The organism is Pseudomonas sp. Pseusp16 (genome assembly GCF_047324915.1).
Classification (GTDB): Bacteria; Pseudomonadota; Gammaproteobacteria; order Pseudomonadales; family Pseudomonadaceae; genus Aquipseudomonas; species Aquipseudomonas fluorescens_CD.
In genome coordinates this window covers 2,566,319-2,583,990 of record NZ_CP168522.1, presented here as the reverse complement: position 1 = coordinate 2,583,990, position 17,672 = coordinate 2,566,319, and the positions used below count along the sequence as shown (strand labels likewise).

Below are 17,672 nucleotides of genomic sequence, written 5' to 3'. Positions count from 1 at the left end.
CGACTGGCATTCCTGAAACTGAAAGGTCCATGTCAATGCAGTTTCAGTGCCTTATTTTTGCACTTTAGCCACCCGACGACCGCTCATGAAGCACAGGAACCCACCCATCGCGGTCAGTGCGCTCAAGGCATAGAACATCGTGGGCGCGGGGGTGTGCATCAATAGAAAGCCGCAAATCACCGGGCTCAGGGCACCACCGAGGGCTGCCAGGTTCTGGGCGCCGTAGTAACTGCCGCGCAGCTCTTCCGGGGCCAGGGTGTCGACGAAGAGGAATTCGGCCGGGTAAATGATCATTTCACCGAGGGTGAAGATGAACATCGCCACGCACCAGCTCAGCATGCTGTCGGCCAGGCTGAAACCGATCAGGCCAAGGATGAACAGGCTGGTGCCTGCGGCAATCCAGTAGCGCAACTTTTCGCGATTGAGGAACCGGCCGATCTGGTACTGCAGCAGGATCACGCTGATGGCGTTGCAGGCGAGCAGGGCGGCCATGATCTCCAGGGCGCGTTTGGAATCGTGGGTCACCAGCAGGTATTGGGACAAGTAGAGGGTGTAACGCCCGTGCACCACGGTGCTGAGCAGGCAGCCGCAAGTGAACATGATCAGGGTGCGGTCGTTTTTCAGGGTGACCAGGGTTTTCAGGAAACTCTGGGGTTGCCCGATGGCGGGTGCCTGCGCCGAATCCCTGGGAATGCCTGTCATCAGGAAGATGCTGAAGAACGCGATGCCACCGGCAATCAGGAACGGTGCAACCGGATAGACCCCGGCAATCACCACGCCGAGCATGGGACCTGTGGCATAGCCGATGTTGGTCAGCGTGTAGCGCAAGGAAAACGCCTTGGCCCGCTGGCCCATGGGCAGGTTTTCGCTGAGGATCGCTTTGGAGCCGATGAGGAACAGCGCTGACGCGGTCTCGGTGATCACCAGGGTGGCGGTGGTCAGGTAGAGGTTTTCGGCAAAGGTCAGCAGCACGAAGCCGATAGCGCTGGAGAGCATCGCCAGGATCAGCAGCCGGCGCTTTTCCAGGCGGTCGATGATGTAGCCGCCGTAAAGCGCGAGCAGGGTGGCGATGAACACCGCGATACCGAGCAGCAAGCCAACGTCCTGTTGGTTGAGGCCCAGCTTGTTGCTCAGGAACAGCGTGAGCAAGGGGCTGGTAATGGCGCGGCTGACCACGATGGTCAGTGAAACGATCATCAAGCGGCGGATAACGAGCGAGTAAGTAACCACGGTGGGGCAAATGTCCTTATTCAGATTGTTGGTGTTCGCCGCAATATCGCGTCGCTGCCATCGCGGGCAAGTCGGCTCGTACCTGTAGGAGCGGGCTTGCCCGCGATGAGGCCCTTGCGGATGGCACAAACATCAAGTCAGCCACCGATCCAGAGTACGAACCGATTCCAGTTCTTCAATCCGCCACAACTGCCCGAGCAGTTCCTCAACCCGCTCCCGGGACATGACCCGCATCGCCAAACTGAAAAACTTCTCCTCCAGCGCCACATCACTCAGCGGATTACCCGGCGCGCCCAACGGCACTTCAACGCACAGGCTCGCTTGCCGACCGTCCACGGTCCGCAGTGTCACCACGGGCTCGCCGTCCTCTGACAGTTGCGGGTCCACTTCAAGGCGAATGCGTGACATCCACTGGACAATGCGTGGATCGTTGCGCGCCTCATCGTCATAGGCCTGCAATCGACAATGGCCATGTACCAGCCGTGCCGCCAGTGCATACGCCAGGCTCATCTGCGCCGCCGCGAGGGTGCCGACATCCTGGCCGCCACACATGTCCTGGAGAAAACCGCACAGCGAAACCTGTATGTCTTCGACCTGATCGACTGGCACATTCAATTGGTCGAGCAAAAGCCCCAACGCATCGATGGCCGAATGCGTGCCGCGACACGAGGCGTAGGGCTTGATCGAGCAGCGGGCAAGTTTCCATACGGTGCCGAGGTCGGCATCCAGTGCTTCGGGGGTTGAGGTGGCGGCGGCAAGTGTCTGCAAAAAGCCGCCCCAGACATCCTCGAACAACCTGGTTGGACCACTGATGCCCTGCTGCGCAAACCGCGCCGCCAGCAACCCCCCTTCGGCGGCCCGGCCACTGTGCAGTTTTTTACTTTGTGAACCGTCGTGGATGAAAGCCCACAAGCCACCGCTGAAGCTGCCGGCGATGCCCAGTGCCGACAAGGTTTGCCCGGCATTCAATCGAAAGATCCGGGCACTGGCGGCTGCCGCGCCGAACACTCCGCAGGTCGCCGTGGAGTGCCAGCCAGCGCCGTTATGGGCTGAGTAGCCGCCGCAGGCTTCGAGCACCCGGCGCCCGACTTCGTAACCGATCACCACGGCCGTGATGAACTCGTGGCCGCTCACCGGTTGCCCGGTCATCGACACCGCCGCCATGACCGCCGGCAGCACTACGGCGCCGGAGTGGTCGCAGCCACCGGTGTCGTCCAGTTCCAGGGCATGGGCGGCGATGCCGTTGAGCATGGCGGCCTGAGCGGCGCCGACCCGCTGGCGAGTACCCCAGACCAGGGTGTCGCCCGTTTCGTCTTCGAATACCTGCCTTGCCGTTTTCGCGACTTCGCTGTCTGCCCCGGCGAGGGTCGCGCCGAAAGTATCGAGGATATGACGCTTGGCTTGTTCCACCAGTGCGGTCGGCAGGTCCTCGAACCGCGTATCCACGCAAAATTGCGCCAGTCGTTGCATGCGTTCGGTCATGACCGATAATCCCGATAGTGCCGCTCATACACTGACGCCGGATGATCCTCGGTCACTGGCGCAGCCGACTGCTCCCACCACTGGGCGACCTCGCTACCTGTGGCGATCCACACGTCATCGTGCTGCAAAATTCCCTCAAGCAATTCACGCAACACACCAATCCGTCCCGGCGTGGCGATGATCTCCGGGTGCAGGCGCAGCACGTAGCACAGGCCGAAGCGATGAAACCCGGCGAAGTCCATTTGCAGGTTGCCCAGGGTGTGGCTGTAGGATGCGATCCGCGATTGCGCCGGAGGCACCGCCGGGCTGAGGTTGAAGGCGAAATAGGGTTCGTCTTCCAGCTCGTAATGCAGGGGCAACTCGATCACGTCGGGTGCGGTCGGGTGAGCGAAGGGCAAGTCATCACCACGCCAAGATGACGACCAGCGAATTCCTTGATCCCTCAACGCCTCGATGAAGCCGGGTGCACCGTTACCGGCGGGGATGCGGAAACCAGTGGGACGCTGACCGGTCAGCGTCGTCAACGCCTCACAACCCTTGGCAATGTCAGCGCTCTGCGCGGCGAGGTCGAGGGTGTCGTAGTTCTGATGGTGATACCCGGCGCAGGCAATCTCATGCCCGCCCGCTTGGATCGCACGAATATGCTCGGGGTTTTCCTCGGCGACGATACCGGGTACGAACCAGCTGCTGGACACTCCGAGCTCCTTGAACAACGCGAGCAAACGCTCGACCCCGCGTTGGGTGCCGTAGCGCCAGACCGACAGGGTCTTGTCACGCCCGGCAACTTGCGGGGCCTGAGTGAGGATGCCGTGGATGTCGTTGTAGTCGACGGTCAGCACTACCGCGCAGCGATAGCCCTTGGGCCAGACAGTGGAATCAGCCATGGTGATGCTCCTTCAGCCACCACTGGGCGACATCGCGGCAGGTGGCGAACCACACGTCGTCGCGTCGGCGCATGTGTTCAAAGAGTTTTTCCAGCAGCAGGATGCGCCCAGGCTTGCCGGTGATCTTGGGGTGGAACAGGGTGGTCAGGCACAGCCCTTCATCCATGGCGCCGTCGTATTCACGGCACCAGTTGTCCAGGGTCAGGGCGTAGCTGGCGGTGCGGTCCAGCCCGGACGGGAAGTCCGGGGCCCGTGTGTAGGCGATGGAGGCGTAGTCGTCCATTTCCCAGCGGCCGGGGATTTCCACCAGCGGCGTGGCATGGCCCGGCACATTGACCAGGTAAGGCCGGTCATCGCCGCGCATGCTGCTGGAGTAAGTCACGCCGGCCTCCACCAGCATCGCCGGGGTTTCGGCCCGCCAGTCGCCGGACGGCGTGCGGAAACCTTCGGCGCGGATGTGCAGGTGCTTCCAGAACACCTCGCGGGACAGCTTCATCACGTCCTTTTGCTGTTCCAGCGTCAGGGCGTAGAAGGATTCGTGTTTGTAGCCGTGATAAGCCACCTCATGCCCACGCTCGACAATCGCCTGGCACTGTTTCGGCCAGTTCTCCACGACCCAGGCCGGGACGAAGAAGGTCGTCGGTATATGGAACTCGTCGAGCAGATCGAGAATCCGCGGCAGCGCCCGGTACGGGCCGTAACCGCCGAAACCGAAATACTCGGGCTTGCGCCAGATCGAGCCATTGAGCATGGCATCGCCGGTAGGGCCGTCGAGGTCGAAGGCCAGGGCCAGACAGGCCTTGTGCCGGTCGGGCCAGGTGGGTTGGGGTGAGGAGGACATCGTTAGTGCTCCGGTGATCCATAAACAATCACAAGACCTTGTGGGAGCGCCGCACTGGCGCTCCCACAGGTATTGCATTTATCCCTGCAAACTTACTTCCCGGCGTTAACCGTCACAGTCTTGATCGCACCCAGTTCCAGGTCCCATTTCTTCAGGATCGCCTGGTAGCTGCCGTCGTCGATCATGCTCTGCAGCGCAACCTTCACCGCTTCACTGAGCTCAGGTTTTTTCTTGCTCACGCCCATCCCGGTGTACTGCTCGGAGATCGGCAGGCCCACGGTTTTGTACATATCCTTTTCCTGGGTCTTGAGGTAGGGCAGGGTTTCGCTGCCCTGCATGGCGGCGTCGATGCGGCTCTGGCGCAGTTGCGCACGGGCATCGGCCGAGCCTTCGGTGCCGATCACATTGATCGCAGGCTTGCCGGCGGCTTCACAGTTGGCCTTGCTCCACTCGGCGATTTCCGCCGGGAAGGTGGTACGGCGGCTGGTGCCGACTTTCTTGCCGCACAGGTCGACGATCTCGTTGGTGTCCTTGTTTTTCTGCAAGGTGTAGAACTGCGGACCGCTGGTGAAGTAGTCGACGAAGGTCACGCTGGCCTGACGTTCGGCGGTGTCGGTCATGCCCGACAGCACCATGTCCACTCGGTCGGTGGTCAGGGCGTTGATCATTTGTTCGAAGCCGGTTTCCTGCCATTTGATCTTCACCCCCAGACGTTCGGCCAGGGCATTGCCCAGGTCATAGTCCAGGCCGGTGAGGGTGTTGGTGGCCGGGTCCTTGAAATCCATCGGCGGGTAGTTCGGCATGATCGCTACGACGATTTCGCCCTTGGCCTTGATGCTGGCCGGCAATTCGGCAGCGAAGGTGAAGCCGGATGCCATAACGCCGGCGAGTACTGCTGGAATAACGAAGTTCTTCATGGTCGTTCTCTTATGAGTGTTGTGAGGCGGCTCTTGTTTTCCAAGCACGGCCCTTAGGTTCGAACGGCAGAAATGAAGCTTTGGGTGCGAGGGTTTTGCGGACTTATTAGTATTTCTTCGGGGCTTCCAGCCTCCACGATCTGCCCGCCGTCCATGAACACCATGCGGTTGGAAACCTCGCGAGCGAAGCCCAGCTCATGGGTGACGACGATCATGGTCATGCCGGTCTGCGCCAGATCGCGCATTACCGACAGCACCTCACCGACCAGTTCCGGGTCGAGTGCCGAAGTGGGTTCATCGAACAGCATCAGCTTGGGGCGCATGGCCAATGCACGGGCAATGGCGACGCGTTGTTGCTGACCACCCGACAGTTCGATCGGGTAGCTGTTGCGCTTGTCGGCCAGGCCGACGCGAGCGAGCAGTTCCACGGCTTCTTCGTGCGCCTCTTTGGGCGAACGCTTGAGCACCTGGCACGGCCCTTCGATGATGTTTTGCAGCACGGTCATGTGCGGGAACAGGTTGAAACGCTGGAACACCATGCCGGTGGACAGGCGCTGGCGGGCGATCTGCGTTTCGTTGAGTTCGTGCAGCTTGTTGCCGACGATCCGGTAACCCACCAGCTCGCCGTCAACCCACAGGCCGCCCTTGTCGATCTTTTCCAGCTGGTTGACGCAACGCAGCAAGGTGCTCTTGCCGGAACCGGACGGGCCGATGATGCACAGCACTTCGCCTTGCTCGACTTCGATGTTGATGTCCTTGAGTGCGTGGAACTGGTCGTAATACTTGTTCAGGCTCACGGCCTTGACGATGCTTCTCATGTCGGATTCCTCAAGAACGCTTGCCGGCGCCGCGGGCGAAACGACGCTCCAGACGGCTTTGACCGAAGGACAGGACGGTGACGGTGGCCAGGTACCAGATACCGGCGACGATCAGCAGCTCCATCACGCGGGCGTTGGCGTAGTAGATGTTCTGCGCGTTGTAGAGCAGTTCCGAGTACTGGATGACGCTCGCCAGCGAGGTCATTTTCACCATGCCGATGAACTCGTTGCCCACCGGCGGAATGATGATGCGCATGGCCTGGGGCAGGATGATCCGGCGCAGTGCCTGCAGGCGCGGCATGCCGATCGACTTGGCGGCTTCGTATTGCCCGGTGTCCACCGAGAGCAGGCCGGCGCGCACCACTTCGGCGGTGTAGGCGCCCTGGTTGATGCTCAAGCCGAGCAGGGCCGCCACGAACGGCGTCATCAGGCTCACGGTGTCCATTTCGAACAGGCCGGGGATGCCGATGGTGGGGAAGATCAGCGCCAGGTTGAACCACAACAGCAGTTGCAGAATCAGTGGCGTACCGCGAAACAGCCAGGTGTAGGTCAGCGCCACATAGCGCAGGATCGGGTTGGCCGACATGCGCATGATCGCGGTGATCACCCCGAACACGATGCCCAGGGCCATCGCCAGCACCGCCATGACGATGGTGTTGAGCAAGCCCCACATGATCGCCTGGGAGGTGAGGAACTGGCCGATATACGACCATTCGATCTTGCCTTCGGCGAAGGCGCGCACCAGGCCAATGATCGCGATGACGATCACCGTGGCAAAGAAAATCCGCCCGTAGTAACGCCGCGGTACATGATCGTACTGGGTGATATCAAACTGGTTTTCCGCCAGTTTGCGCTCCGCCTGGAGTCGCTCTGCCTGTGTCTGGCTCATGGTTGTTTCTCCGTACACTTTATTCGGGTCAAACACTTATCCCTTGTAGGAGCGAGCTTGCTCGCGATGGTCGCCAACGATAACGCTGGGAACCTGACACCCCGTGGCGCTCTCAGGTCCATCGCGAGCAGGCTCGCTCCTACAGGAGTTTTGTGTTTTGGCTCAGAGGCGGAAGCCCTGATAGTTCTCGGTCCATGCTTGCTGGGCGGCGAGGGCGGTTTTCAAACGGCCGATCTGCTCGCGCACCTGTTGCGGCGCGGTGCCACCCCAGCCACTGCGGGCGGCGATGGCGGCTTCGAGGGTCAGGCTGTCGCGCACTTGCGGGGTCAGGCGTGGATCGATCTCGGCCAACAGTGTCGGCGAGGCTTCCCACAATTCGATGTCGTGTTTCTCACAAGCCTGGACCAACGCGCCGGTGATTTCGTGGGCTTCCTTGAACGGCACGCCGCGTACGGCCAGCCAGTCGGCGACTTCGGTAGCGAGGGTGAACCCCATAGGTGCCTGACGACGCAGCTCTTCGACGTTGACCTTCATGGTCGCGACCATTCCAGCCATGGCCGGCAGCACCAGCAGCAGGGTGTCGACGCTGTCGAGCACGCCGTTCTTGTCTTCGCTCAAGTCGCGGTTGTAGGACAGCGGCAGGGATTTGAGGGTGGACAACAGGCCGGTCAGGTTGCCGATCAGGCGACCCGCCTTGCCCCGCGCCAGTTCGGCGATGTCCGGGTTCTTTTTCTGCGGCATGATCGAGCTGCCGGTGGCGTAGGCGTCGTCCAGCGCGACCCAGCGGAATTGCCGCGACGACCACAGGCAGAACTCTTCGGCGAGGCGCGAGATGTTGATGCCGAGCATGCTGGCGATGAACAGGAACTCGGCGACGTGATCGCGGCTGGCCACGGCGTCGATGGAGTTTTCGCAAACACCGCTGTAACCCATTTCTTTCGCCGATTGCTGCGGCAGGCGAGCGATGGCAGACCCGGCCATCGCGGCTGCGCCAAGTGGCGATAGCGAGGTGCGAGCGTCCCAGTCCACCAGGCGCTGCACGTCACGCAGCATCGATTGCGAATGAGCCAGCAGGTGATGAGCAAACACGATCGGTTGTGCCTGCTGCAGGTGGGTGAAGCCGGGGCAGATGGTTTCAATGTGTTGTTCGGCCTGAGCCACCAGCGCCTGTTGCAAGGCCAGCACTTCGGCGGCCAGGGTGCGTACGTGATCGCGCAGAAACAGACGCAGGTCGTTGGCGGTCTGGTCGTTGCGCGAACGACCGGCGCGCAGCTTGCCACCGAGGGCGCCAAGGCGTTCGGTCAGCAGACGCTCGATGAAGGTGTGGACGTCTTCGTCGTCCAGGGTCGGGGCGATGCTGCCGGCGCGAAAGTCAGCGCCGATACGTTCCAGGGCGTCGAGCATGGTCCGGGTTTCTTGCTCGCTCAGCAGTCCGGCGCGCTGCAGTTCCCGGGCATGGGCCTTGGAGCCGGCGAGGTCGTACGGGGTGAGCCGGAAGTAGCGCTCAGGGCAACGGGACAGGGCCGCCAAGGCTTCGGACGGGCCGCTTTTGAAGCGAGCACCCCAGAGACGGTCGGTGGTTTGAGACATTGTTGTTTTCCTCGTCGGTAACGCGAACTGAAATGGGGATGCCGGGCCGCAACGTCGCTACAAAGTCAGCGAGCGAAATCAGGCCAGGGCAGTTTTCAAGAGGGCAGTTGCAAAGGAGCGAGAACTGATCGAAGTGTCAGCTTTTAATATTTTGAGATCAGTGGTTTGGCACTGATGTTCGGGATTTATTGGCGGTTGCCAAGCCTGGTTTTCTGTGTTCATTATTTATTAGGCCAGCTATGTTTTTGTTGTTGGGCACAGATTGTTGAATAGGGCGCCAGAGGTAAATAAGCATTATGGAAACCCCACTTTCCAATTCCGGAAACCCGCCGCCGAAAACCCTGCAACGGGCACCGTTAGCCCTCAGCGGGCTGGACTTCAAATTGCTCAAAGTGTTCAAGGCCGTGGTCGAGGCTGGAGGCTTCAGTGCCGCGCAAAATGAGCTGAATGTGGGGCTGGCAGCCATCAGCAAACAAATTTCCGACCTGGAAATCCGTATCGGCATGCGCCTTTGCACGCGAGGGCGAGAGGGCTTTCACCTGACGGAAGAAGGGCGTCTGGTGTATCAGGCGTCAATAGACTTATTTGCTTCGGTCGACAACTTTCGTGACCGCCTTAGTTCGGCGCAAAACGAACTTGTCGGTGATCTTGGTGTGGGGGTTATTGATAACACCATCTCTGACGCCAATTCGCCGTTAGTTGCCGCGCTTAGACGTATAAACGAACAGTCTCCCAAGGTTAGATTTCAACTTCAGGCAACGCAGCTTGATGAGGTTGAAAGAGGTGTCGTCGAGGGGCGGTTAGTTGCGGGGATTGTGCCGGTTTATCAAAAGCGCGAGGAGTTCGATTACTACGCGCTATACGAAGAACGCTCGGAGGTTTATTGCGCGCTCGGCCACCCGCTGTTCTCCATGGCGGACGCGGACATGGGTAGTAATGTGCTCAAGGATTACGAATGCATCAACCATCGCTACGCGATTCATCGCGACAAATTGAAATTTGCCCACTACGACAGCTTTTCCGCCTCGGCAACCCAGGTGGAGGCCGTTGCGCTGCTGATCAAGACTGGTCGTTTCCTGGGTTTCCTGCCCCAGCATTACGCCGCGCCGATGGTGGCGCGGGGAGAGTTTCGCGCGGTGCGCCCGGACCTGATCAACATCGTCACGCCGTTCAGTCTGATCCTGCGCCATAACACTGTGCGCAGCCCCTTGGTGAAGGCATTTGCCCAGGCGCTGGGCGTGGATTTAAAAGCCTCGGTTTGATTGTTCACCACGTTGAACACCAACTAACGAACACTGGCGGCCAATGGGGATGACTGGGCCTGGCATAAGGTTTCAGAATGTGCAGCAACACGAAATCGTCTTTATCGAAACGTTCGCTCAATACTGCTTGTAGAGTTCCCAATGCCGTGCCGTGAAGAGCGTGATATTCGCCTGGATCCATCATCACACAAGCAGGCGCCGCAACACTTTTCAGTCTCGGGATCGACTCGGCGCCCGGTTCGACCGGCAGCGACTGGATCAAAACAGTTTCTTCAGACATGACTTCGCCCTTGCCGTGTTAGCGGCTGACTTTGAAGGGGGGGAGTGGTGTTACTTGAGGGGCGAGGCAGAGATTTTGGAGTAAGTGTCGATATCAGTTGTAGCAAGAAGGGAGCGGCCATCCTTGAATTTTGCGTAGAAGGTTATTTCCCTTTCTTTATCACATAGCAACCAGCCCGCAACCAGTCCAATCGGCCCTAAAAGCAATGCTCCAGCCAGGCTCCATCGAATGACGCTTCCTTTCTTGTTAACGACCTCTTCGGTTGCTGTTTCCAGGGCTTCCAGTTTTGAAATGGATATCGTTAATTCGCGAGAAGGTTTTAATGCGGATTTTAGAGTGAACCGTCCAGATTGAAATTCGGCATCACCTGCCAGAAAGTCACCGGATATCACTGTAATTTTAGACATGGTGTTTCTCTTCTGATCAGGTTTAGCCGGCTGATAACTGAGCTCCCAAGGCCCCTGTCAGTCAATCGACTTGCGACAAAAGGTGAGGCCGATGATCACTCCATCGATACCAGATCATGGGCATTCACAGCCGGTGAAATCGAAACCTTCGCAGGGCGGTCCGAACGGCAGAACCTCTTTGCCTTGGGCTAGCGCCACCGGGCTGGCGTGATTCGAGTTTTTGGGCTATTGCTTGATGGCCCTTCATGAGTCCGGAAGACAGGGGACTACTAATGAAAACGCTGATAGTTGATCACTCTTGGAGCAAAATCATCGAGCGAGATGAGTTCGCCAAGGTCGCGCTGGCGGCAAAGATTGAGCAGATCGAAGAAATCGAAGCTGCCATTCGAGCGGTTGAAGGTGAAGAGGCAGCCCGTAATGTTCTAAATGATGGCTTGATAAAGCATGCATTAACGCGCTGCCTGGAGAACTTGCAGGGATCTGCATCCGTAACGGAGCAGGACTTCTGGGTCTGTTACGAGTTCGCGACAACCGCTGCGCAGAATGCAGAGCGAACCATTGACGAAGAACTTTCGCACATAGGGTCGTGATCGTATCTGCGAATGCACGCCTGGATGACATTGGAAACGGGCATGGGAACGGTGTCAGGGGGAAAGCTACTTGAGCATCAAACCTGCGGGTGGCGGCTCCCTGGCCCATAGTCACCAACATCTCAAGCGATGGATGTAATGGCTTGAATATCGAGAGGTGCGCCGTGAAGATGAACGCTTTCATGGGTACTGTTAGCACCACTGAATGCACGACCCGGAACTTGCAGCTCAGTCGAGGTAACTGATTGCAGGAATGACCGTTCAGGACGCGAAGTGCTCGTCACCCGGGTCCCTGCGCAGCTCCCGCAAACTTTCATTTCGAAACATCCGCACCACATTTCCTTCTCGTCGTACTCGATCCGCTTCTATGCAGCGTTCGCCGATCGTTCCTGTCCACTCTTGGCCATGGCCTGCCTCTTCAATTCCGTGGGCCGGTAGACCCAGCCATGTCTGTCGTCGGTGCTGGCGCAACGTGGTTGCTGCTGAGCAGCGCCCGGCAGGACTGCTCGATCCGTACCCGCATGTTGTCGGGCTTGCGTTTGCTCATAGTGAACTGGAAGTGAAGAGGGCGGCGCAATGACTGGTAAAATCAGCGTTAACAGCCAAGCCAGGCTCGCTGAGGCTATCACGAGGCTGAACACCATGTTCCGGGATAAGAAGTACGCTGTGGTCTCTCTGCGTCCGGGCAAGGACCATATCCTCGACCAGAATGCCCTCTGGTTTGCCCTTTACCAGCGTGTTGCCAAGATGACGCAGATCAATACACGGACCGCATCGTGGCTGATTTCACTGCGCGCGGTGTGGTGTTCACCGATCTGCTGGGCGAGGTGGCGGCATGAACCGGATTGATCGCTTCAAAATCAACGAAATCGGCCGGGACTTTGCGGTTGGTGATATCCATGGTTGCTTCTCCAGGTTGCAAGCCGCCTTGGATGCAGTTCAGTTCAATCCTGATGTTGACCGGCTTTTCAGCGTCGGCGATCTCGTGGATCGCGGGCCGGAGTCGGAGCAGGTTGACTCTTGGCTGGGCAAGCCATGGTTTCACGCCGTGCGCGGAAATCATGAGCAGATGGCAGTAGATGCCTACCGTGCAGACCCTGAAGGTCGCATGAAGGTAATGCACCTCATCAACGGTGGTTCTTGGCTTTATGCGCGCTCGTCTGTTGAGCAAGCTTGGTATTCCGAGCTGTTGGCCGACTTGCCACTGGTGATCGAAGTGTGGACGCCAGCGGGCCTTATCGGGATCGTCCACGCCGACTGCCCCTATGACCACTGGAATGAATTCGTACAGGTGATCGAGCAGGGAAGCTCCGTGGAAGCAGCTCACGTTGCAGCGATTGCCCAATGGTCGAGGAAGCGTATTTCTGAAGAAAGCTCCCAGGTGGTTAGCGGGGTCAGGGCTGTTGTGGTTGGTCATACACCGGTGCGCCAGCCAGCAGTTCTCGGCAACGTCTACCACATCGACACCGGCGGCTGGATGGACGGCCACTTCACCCTGCTGAATCTGCATACCCTCCAGCCGTCGCTGTGCTTATCGACGCGTTCAAGCGCGCTGACCAACGAGCGTTTGACCTGGCTGCAATTGCTGACCAAGCCAGAGCCCGGGGAGTGACTTGCGAGCAGGCGTACATTTCGCTTGAGGAAAAATTGGTAGGGTGGTGGCTAATTAGTATAATTGAGGTGCTGTTATTTCAGTGGGCGCCAGACATACGCGATCCCTAACCCTTTCAATCCACTCTCCACGACGAACCACAAACCACGGCGCATCTGCCCCGTCTTCGAATATGTCGTCGCTTTTGGAGCCTGTCCCTATATAGCGATATTGTGGTTTTGAACTGGCCTAATGATTTTGGACGCTTCATTCGGGCGTTATGCTTGCGAGGGCAGCTGCGTCCTGATTCCCGACAATGACCTGTACAACTCCTGCAAGGGTAGAGACCAAAAGGCACACGCTGCGAGTGCACCTTTCGCATCCTGCCACTGCCATTGGCGGCAGCCTTATCGGCGATCAGATCTCGCTGATATTGACCCAACGCTGTTCCCGTGCCGCCAATCGAATCGCCGTCGCCAGTCGCTCCACTTCCAGGGCTTGCTCGAAATCAGTGCCGGCTTGTCCTTGGCCGGCCAAGGCCATGATCAACTCATGCACTTCCAGCGTTTTCAACTCGTTGTAGCCCAGTTGATGCCCCGGCGCCGGACTGAACGCGGCATATCCGGGCAGGTTCGGCCCGGCCAGTAAGCGCTGGAAACCGTCCTGGCCGACACGGCACAGGCGTAACTCATTCAAACGCTCCTGATCGAATGACAGGGTCCCTTGGGTTCCACTGATCTCGAAACTCAGGTGATTCTTGTAGCCGTGCTTGAGCCAACTGCTGCTGAAGGTGCCACGTGCACCGTTGGCGAAGCGCAGCAAGGCATGGGCCTGATCGTCGACAGCAATGCTGCGCTGTTCCTGGCTACCGGCCGTGACCGGGCGCAGGCGGTGCACAGTCTGGGAATCGGCGCACACCGCTTCGACATTACCCAGCAGATGGCGCGCCATGGCGAGCAAGTGACTGCCCAGATCCGCCAGCGCCCCGCCGGCATGTCCGGCCTCGCAGCGCCACGACCAGGGGGACGCTGGATCGGCCATGAAGTCTTCGCTGAATTCGCCTTGAAAGCTGATGATTTCGCCGAGTTCACCGCTCTGAATCAACTCGCGCGCCAGGCCGATGATCGGGTTGTGCTGGTAGTTGTAGCCGACACGGGTGACCACGCCGGCATCCTTGGCCGCCAGGTACATGGCATTGGCCTGTTCAAGGTTCACCGCCAGCGGTTTTTCGCAGTACACCGGCTTGCCAGCGGCAATTGCGGCCATGGCCATCGGGTAGTGCAGGTGGTTGGGCGTGGTAATGGCGATCAGGGTGACCTTGGGATCGTCGATTAATTGCTGCCAGTCGCCATAGGCCTGCTCAAAACCCCAGGCAGTGGCGCATGCTTGCGCACGAACGGGATCGGCGTCAGCCAGGGCAGCGAGGCGAAGCGTGAAGGGCAGTTCGAATGCCGCACTGACGTTGCGAAAGGCCAGGGCATGGGCACGCCCCATGAAACCCGTGCCGATAAGTCCGATTCCGAGTTCGCGCATGACAGGATCCTTTGAATTCTTGTTTTCAGAGATCCAACTTATAGAATAAATATTCCCTAACATCAATTTTTAGAATAAAGATTTACAGCAGATCGCTGAATCGCTGCCGGTGAGTTGTGCGGGGAGCCGTAACGCCAGTGTCTCGGTCAGTCTTCGAACCCGACCTGCTCGTGAATCTCGTCGACCTTCAACTCCAGTCGATAGGCCACGGCGATAAACAGCGCCTGGCACAGGCACAGGGTCGCGCTCAATGAACGAAACGCAAACGAGCTGCCTTCGTTAACCAGCAGCAGGGTGTTGGCGCGCTTGGCCAGGGGCGAGAGATTGCTGTCGGTGATGATCAGGGTTTTCGCCTGATTATGCTGGGCGATGCGCAGGCAGTGCTGGGTTTCCTTGCCGTACGGCGTGAAGCTGATGGCGATCACCAGGTCGTTGGCGCGCACGCTGCGCATTTGCTCGCGGTAGCTGCCGCCGAGCCCCGACACCAGGTGAATGCGCTTGTTGGTGTGTTGCAGGTTGTAGACCAGGTAATCGGCTACCGCGAACGAGCGGCGCACACCGACCACGTAGATGTTGTCGGCATTGACCACCAGGTCCACTGCCTTGTCGAAGGCCTGGTCATCGAGTTCCAGCCCCAGTCGTTCGATGCCCGACAGGGTCGCGTTGATGCACTCGCGCGCCAGATCGCCACCGCTGGCTTTCTGCGACTTGTTGGCGATCATGCTGCGAATGCGTTGCTGGTAGTTCTGCACCGGGGTGGTTTTGTGGGTATACGCCTCGCGGAACAGCGCCTGCATTTCGCTGAAGCCGCTGAAGCCGAAACGTTGGGAAAACCGCACGATGGCCGACGGGTGTACTTCGCACTCGCGGGCGATGTCGCTGATGCGGTCGACCATGATCCGGTCGCTTTGCTGGCTCATGTAACTGGCGATGCGTTTGAGTTGGCGCGGCAGGCTTTCGTATTCCTGGGTGATCAGCTGCAGCAGACTCTCGGCATTGATCGGGGGGCTGGCAAGATCGCTCTCGGGCGTGCTCTCGGTCGAATCCGGCTGATCGGTGCGGGACATAGGGAATCCTTCTGGCTTGTTCTTGGCTTGTTCTTATAGCGACGATGTTTCACCGCGTCCCAGGACAATAGGTTGGCTGTGCGCAGTCTACAGGGTAGGCCCGAACAAAATCTTGAGCTTGCAGCAGTCAGCAGCTTGCTGAAACGATGCACTGCGTCTGGAACGCTTGTACTGAAGTTTATTGGAAAAAATATTCCACGTAAAAAATATTTGGAATAATTATTGATTGTTCGATCCCTGTCGTTTTAGTCTGCATCCACCAAGAGTGTTCGGCGCGGTCATCGTCCTGAACACAGGCTGATAAAAATAACAGGAGCCAGCATGGGCCAGACTCGTTTTGCCAGTGGACGTCAATTGGATCTGATTTGCCTGGGGCGCCTTGGCGTCGACCTTTATGCACAGCAGGTCGGGGCGCGGCTGGAGGATGTGAGCAGCTTCGCCAAATACCTCGGTGGATCGTCCGCCAACATCGCTTTCGGCACCGCTCGCCTGGGGCTGAAGTCAGCGATGCTGAGCCGGGTAGGGGACGACCACATGGGGCGTTTCCTGGTCGAGTCCCTGGCCCGCGAAGGCTGCGACACCAGCGCTATCAAGGTTGATCCGGAGCGCCTGACGGCGATGGTGTTGCTCGGCCTCAAGGACCGCGAAACCTTTCCTCTGGTGTTCTACCGCGAAAATTGCGCCGACATGGCGCTACGGGCCGAAGACATCAGTGAAGCCTTTATCGCCTCCAGCAAGGCCTTGCTGATCACCGGCACGCATTTCTCTACCGACGGCGTCTACAAGGCGAGCATCCAGGCACTGGACTATGCACAGAAGCATAACGTCAAACGGGTGCTGGACATCGACTACCGCCCGGTGCTCTGGGGTTTGGCTGGCAAGGCGGACGGTGAAACCCGTTTCGTCGCTGACCAGAACGTCAGTCAGCATGTGCAGAAAATCCTCCCGCGTTTCGATCTCATTGTCGGCACCGAAGAAGAGTTTCTGATTGCCGGTGGTTCCGGGGATTTGCTCACCGCGCTGCGCAATGTCCGTCGATTGAGCGACGCGACCCTGGTGATCAAGCTCGGCCCGCAAGGCTGCACGGTGATTCATGGAGAGATCCCGGCCCGTCTTGAAGACGGTGCGATTTATCCTGGCGTGCGTGTGGAGGTGCTTAACGTGCTGGGGGCCGGCGATGCCTTCATGTCGGGCTTCCTCAGCGGTTGGCTGGAGGACGCCAGCGATGAGCGCTGCTGCCAGCTGGCCAATGCCTGCGGTGGCCTGGTGGTGTCGCGCCATGCCTGCGCCCCGGCGATGCCGACCCGCGCCGAACTGGATTACCTGTTCAACAGCCCGGTACCGATTACGCGTCCGGATCAGGACGTAATGTTGCAACGCCTGCATCAGGTCAGCGTGCCGCGCAAACAGTGGAAGCAACTGTTCATCTTTGCGTTCGACCATCGCTGGCAATTGGTGGAGTTGGCCCATAAGGGCGGCCGTGACCTCAACTCCATCAGCGAGCTCAAGCAGCTTTTTATCCGGGCCGTGGAGCGGGTCGACGCCGATTTGCAAAAGCAAGGCATCGATGCCGATGTCGGGCTGCTGGCCGATCAACGTTTCGGCCAGGATTCACTGAACGCCGCCACCGGTCGCGGCTGGTGGGTGGCGCGGCCGGTCGAGGTACAAGGCTCCCGTCCGTTGGCCTTCGAACACGGGCGTTCGATCGGCAGCAACCTGATCGCCTGGCCACAAGAGCAGATCATCAAGTGCCTGGTGCAATTTCACCCCGATGACGAACCGTTACTGCGCCTGGAACAGGAGGCGCAGATCAAGGGTTTGTATCAGGCGTCCCAGGTCAGCGGTCATGAACTGCTGCTGGAAATCATCCCGCCCAAGGATCACCCCTCGACGCACCCGGACGTGTTGTATCGCGCCCTCAAACGCCTCTACAACCTGGGCATCTACCCGGCGTGGTGGAAGATCGAAGCGCAAAGCGCCGAGGAGTGGAAGCAACTCGACGAACTGATTCAGGAGCGTGATCCGTACTGCCGTGGTGTGGTGTTGCTGGGCTTGAATGCCCCGGCATCAGCGTTGGCCGAAGGCTTTCAACAGGCCAGCCAGAGCCGGACATGCCGTGGGTTCGCCGTGGGCCGGACGATTTTCCAGGAGCCCAGCCGCGCGTGGCTGGCCGGTGAGATCGACGATGAGGCGCTGATTCGACAGGTGCAGGGCACCTTCGTCGAATTGATCGATGCCTGGCGTACTGCCCGCGCTTGATGGAACACCGCGCGATCCCACAGGGGTGCAGC

The 17,672-nt window shown here is 59.2% G+C and carries 17 protein-coding genes and 1 pseudogene; 6 read left to right on the top strand and 12 right to left on the bottom strand.

Annotation, left to right across the window (positions count from 1 at the left end; genetic code table 11):
* Positions 1-51 precede the first annotated feature (51 nt).
* The 8 genes from ACEN8Q_RS11575 to argH form a co-directional block, all read right to left on the bottom strand.
* Positions 52-1,230: an MFS transporter gene (locus ACEN8Q_RS11575; protein ID WP_413421275.1), complete on the bottom strand. Its 1,179-nt coding sequence runs from the start codon at positions 1,228-1,230 to the stop codon at positions 52-54.
* A gap of 132 nt (positions 1,231-1,362) precedes the next feature.
* The gene (locus ACEN8Q_RS11570; protein WP_413705209.1) at positions 1,363-2,712 is read right to left on the bottom strand and encodes an MmgE/PrpD family protein; all 1,350 of its coding nucleotides are present in this window, start codon (positions 2,710-2,712) and stop codon (positions 1,363-1,365) included.
* The gene (locus ACEN8Q_RS11565) at positions 2,709-3,596 is read right to left on the bottom strand and encodes a polysaccharide deacetylase family protein (RefSeq protein ID WP_413705208.1); all 888 of its coding nucleotides are present in this window, start codon (positions 3,594-3,596) and stop codon (positions 2,709-2,711) included. The genes ACEN8Q_RS11570 and ACEN8Q_RS11565 overlap by 4 nt, the downstream gene beginning before the upstream one ends.
* Complete coding sequence (locus ACEN8Q_RS11560; protein WP_413421281.1) at positions 3,589-4,437, bottom strand: polysaccharide deacetylase family protein; 849 nt, start codon at positions 4,435-4,437, stop codon at positions 3,589-3,591. Before ACEN8Q_RS11560 ends, ACEN8Q_RS11565 begins: the two co-directional genes overlap by 8 nt.
* A gap of 92 nt (positions 4,438-4,529) precedes the next feature.
* Positions 4,530-5,354 (bottom strand): ABC transporter substrate-binding protein, encoded by an 825-nt coding sequence (locus ACEN8Q_RS11555; RefSeq protein ID WP_413421283.1) that lies wholly within the window; start codon positions 5,352-5,354, stop codon positions 4,530-4,532.
* A gap of 53 nt (positions 5,355-5,407) precedes the next feature.
* Positions 5,408-6,172, bottom strand: a complete 765-nt coding sequence (locus ACEN8Q_RS11550) for an amino acid ABC transporter ATP-binding protein (protein WP_413421285.1) — start codon at positions 6,170-6,172, stop codon at positions 5,408-5,410.
* 10 nt (positions 6,173-6,182) lie between these two features.
* Positions 6,183-7,061, bottom strand: coding sequence for an amino acid ABC transporter permease (locus ACEN8Q_RS11545; RefSeq protein WP_057396441.1), 879 nt, complete (start codon positions 7,059-7,061; stop codon positions 6,183-6,185).
* Between the two features lie 162 nt (positions 7,062-7,223).
* Entirely contained in the window at positions 7,224-8,651 is a 1,428-nt protein-coding gene (gene argH / locus ACEN8Q_RS11540) for an argininosuccinate lyase (RefSeq protein ID WP_413421287.1), read from the bottom strand.
* A 296-nt stretch (positions 8,652-8,947) separates the two neighbouring features.
* On the opposite strand from argH, the gene ACEN8Q_RS11535 reads away from it, so the two are divergent.
* Entirely contained in the window at positions 8,948-9,913 is a 966-nt protein-coding gene (locus tag ACEN8Q_RS11535; protein WP_413705207.1) for a LysR family transcriptional regulator, read from the top strand.
* 4 nt (positions 9,914-9,917) lie between these two features.
* Here ACEN8Q_RS11535 and ACEN8Q_RS11530 read toward each other — a convergent pair whose 3' ends face one another.
* The gene (locus ACEN8Q_RS11530; protein ID WP_413421291.1) at positions 9,918-10,193 is read right to left on the bottom strand and encodes a hypothetical protein; all 276 of its coding nucleotides are present in this window, start codon (positions 10,191-10,193) and stop codon (positions 9,918-9,920) included.
* Between the two features lie 50 nt (positions 10,194-10,243).
* Positions 10,244-10,600, bottom strand: coding sequence for a hypothetical protein (locus ACEN8Q_RS11525; protein WP_085716578.1), 357 nt, complete (start codon positions 10,598-10,600; stop codon positions 10,244-10,246).
* Between the two features lie 272 nt (positions 10,601-10,872).
* Between ACEN8Q_RS11525 and ACEN8Q_RS11520 the strand changes: the two genes are divergently transcribed.
* The 4 genes and pseudogenes from ACEN8Q_RS11520 (at position 10,873) to ACEN8Q_RS11505 (ending at position 12,912) form a co-directional block, all read left to right on the top strand.
* Positions 10,873-11,190 carry a hypothetical protein gene (locus ACEN8Q_RS11520; RefSeq protein WP_413421295.1) on the top strand — a complete coding sequence of 106 codons (318 nt, stop codon included), beginning with the start codon at positions 10,873-10,875 and terminating at the stop codon, positions 11,188-11,190.
* A gap of 576 nt (positions 11,191-11,766) precedes the next feature.
* A pseudogene (locus ACEN8Q_RS11515) lies at positions 11,767-11,949 on the top strand (hypothetical protein); the annotation flags it as partial.
* Positions 11,950-12,025: 76 nt separating this feature from the next.
* Entirely contained in the window at positions 12,026-12,802 is a 777-nt protein-coding gene (locus ACEN8Q_RS11510; protein ID WP_413705206.1) for a metallophosphoesterase, read from the top strand.
* The gene (locus tag ACEN8Q_RS11505; RefSeq protein WP_413705205.1) at positions 12,718-12,912 is read left to right on the top strand and encodes a hypothetical protein; all 195 of its coding nucleotides are present in this window, start codon (positions 12,718-12,720) and stop codon (positions 12,910-12,912) included. Before ACEN8Q_RS11510 ends, ACEN8Q_RS11505 begins: the two co-directional genes overlap by 85 nt.
* 286 nt (positions 12,913-13,198) lie before the next feature.
* On the opposite strand, the gene ACEN8Q_RS11500 is transcribed toward ACEN8Q_RS11505, so the two are convergent.
* Entirely contained in the window at positions 13,199-14,314 is a 1,116-nt protein-coding gene (locus ACEN8Q_RS11500) for a Gfo/Idh/MocA family protein (protein ID WP_413421301.1), read from the bottom strand.
* 146 nt (positions 14,315-14,460) lie between these two features.
* Positions 14,461-15,381: a MurR/RpiR family transcriptional regulator gene (locus ACEN8Q_RS11495; protein WP_413705204.1), complete on the bottom strand. Its 921-nt coding sequence runs from the start codon at positions 15,379-15,381 to the stop codon at positions 14,461-14,463.
* 321 nt (positions 15,382-15,702) lie between these two features.
* Here ACEN8Q_RS11495 and ACEN8Q_RS11490 point away from each other — a divergent pair, with 321 nt between their 5' ends.
* Positions 15,703-17,640: a bifunctional 5-dehydro-2-deoxygluconokinase/5-dehydro-2-deoxyphosphogluconate aldolase gene (locus tag ACEN8Q_RS11490; protein WP_413705203.1), complete on the top strand. Its 1,938-nt coding sequence runs from the start codon at positions 15,703-15,705 to the stop codon at positions 17,638-17,640.
* The last annotated feature ends 32 nt before the right edge of the window (positions 17,641-17,672 follow it).

Bases quoted from the DNA above. Each gene is read 5' to 3' on its own strand.
- ACEN8Q_RS11570 (WP_413705209.1), bottom strand. From the start codon at position 2,712: ATGACCGAACGCATGCAACGACTGGCGCAATTTTGCGTGGATACGCGG.
- ACEN8Q_RS11565 (WP_413705208.1), bottom strand. From the start codon at position 3,596: ATGGCTGATTCCACTGTCTGGCCCAAGGGCTATCGCTGCGCGGTAGTG.
- ACEN8Q_RS11560 (WP_413421281.1), bottom strand. From the start codon at position 4,437: ATGTCCTCCTCACCCCAACCCACCTGGCCCGACCGGCACAAGGCCTGT.
- ACEN8Q_RS11555 (WP_413421283.1), bottom strand. From the start codon at position 5,354: ATGAAGAACTTCGTTATTCCAGCAGTACTCGCCGGCGTTATGGCATCC.
- ACEN8Q_RS11550 (WP_413421285.1), bottom strand. From the start codon at position 6,172: ATGAGAAGCATCGTCAAGGCCGTGAGCCTGAACAAGTATTACGACCAG.
- ACEN8Q_RS11545 (WP_057396441.1), bottom strand. From the start codon at position 7,061: ATGAGCCAGACACAGGCAGAGCGACTCCAGGCGGAGCGCAAACTGGCG.
- argH (WP_413421287.1), bottom strand. From the start codon at position 8,651: ATGTCTCAAACCACCGACCGTCTCTGGGGTGCTCGCTTCAAAAGCGGC.
- ACEN8Q_RS11535 (WP_413705207.1), top strand. From the start codon at position 8,948: ATGGAAACCCCACTTTCCAATTCCGGAAACCCGCCGCCGAAAACCCTG.
- ACEN8Q_RS11530 (WP_413421291.1), bottom strand. From the start codon at position 10,193: ATGTCTGAAGAAACTGTTTTGATCCAGTCGCTGCCGGTCGAACCGGGC.
- ACEN8Q_RS11525 (WP_085716578.1), bottom strand. From the start codon at position 10,600: ATGTCTAAAATTACAGTGATATCCGGTGACTTTCTGGCAGGTGATGCC.
- ACEN8Q_RS11520 (WP_413421295.1), top strand. From the start codon at position 10,873: ATGAAAACGCTGATAGTTGATCACTCTTGGAGCAAAATCATCGAGCGA.
- ACEN8Q_RS11510 (WP_413705206.1), top strand. From the start codon at position 12,026: ATGAACCGGATTGATCGCTTCAAAATCAACGAAATCGGCCGGGACTTT.
- ACEN8Q_RS11500 (WP_413421301.1), bottom strand. From the start codon at position 14,314: ATGCGCGAACTCGGAATCGGACTTATCGGCACGGGTTTCATGGGGCGT.
- ACEN8Q_RS11495 (WP_413705204.1), bottom strand. From the start codon at position 15,381: ATGTCCCGCACCGATCAGCCGGATTCGACCGAGAGCACGCCCGAGAGC.
- ACEN8Q_RS11490 (WP_413705203.1), top strand. From the start codon at position 15,703: ATGGGCCAGACTCGTTTTGCCAGTGGACGTCAATTGGATCTGATTTGC.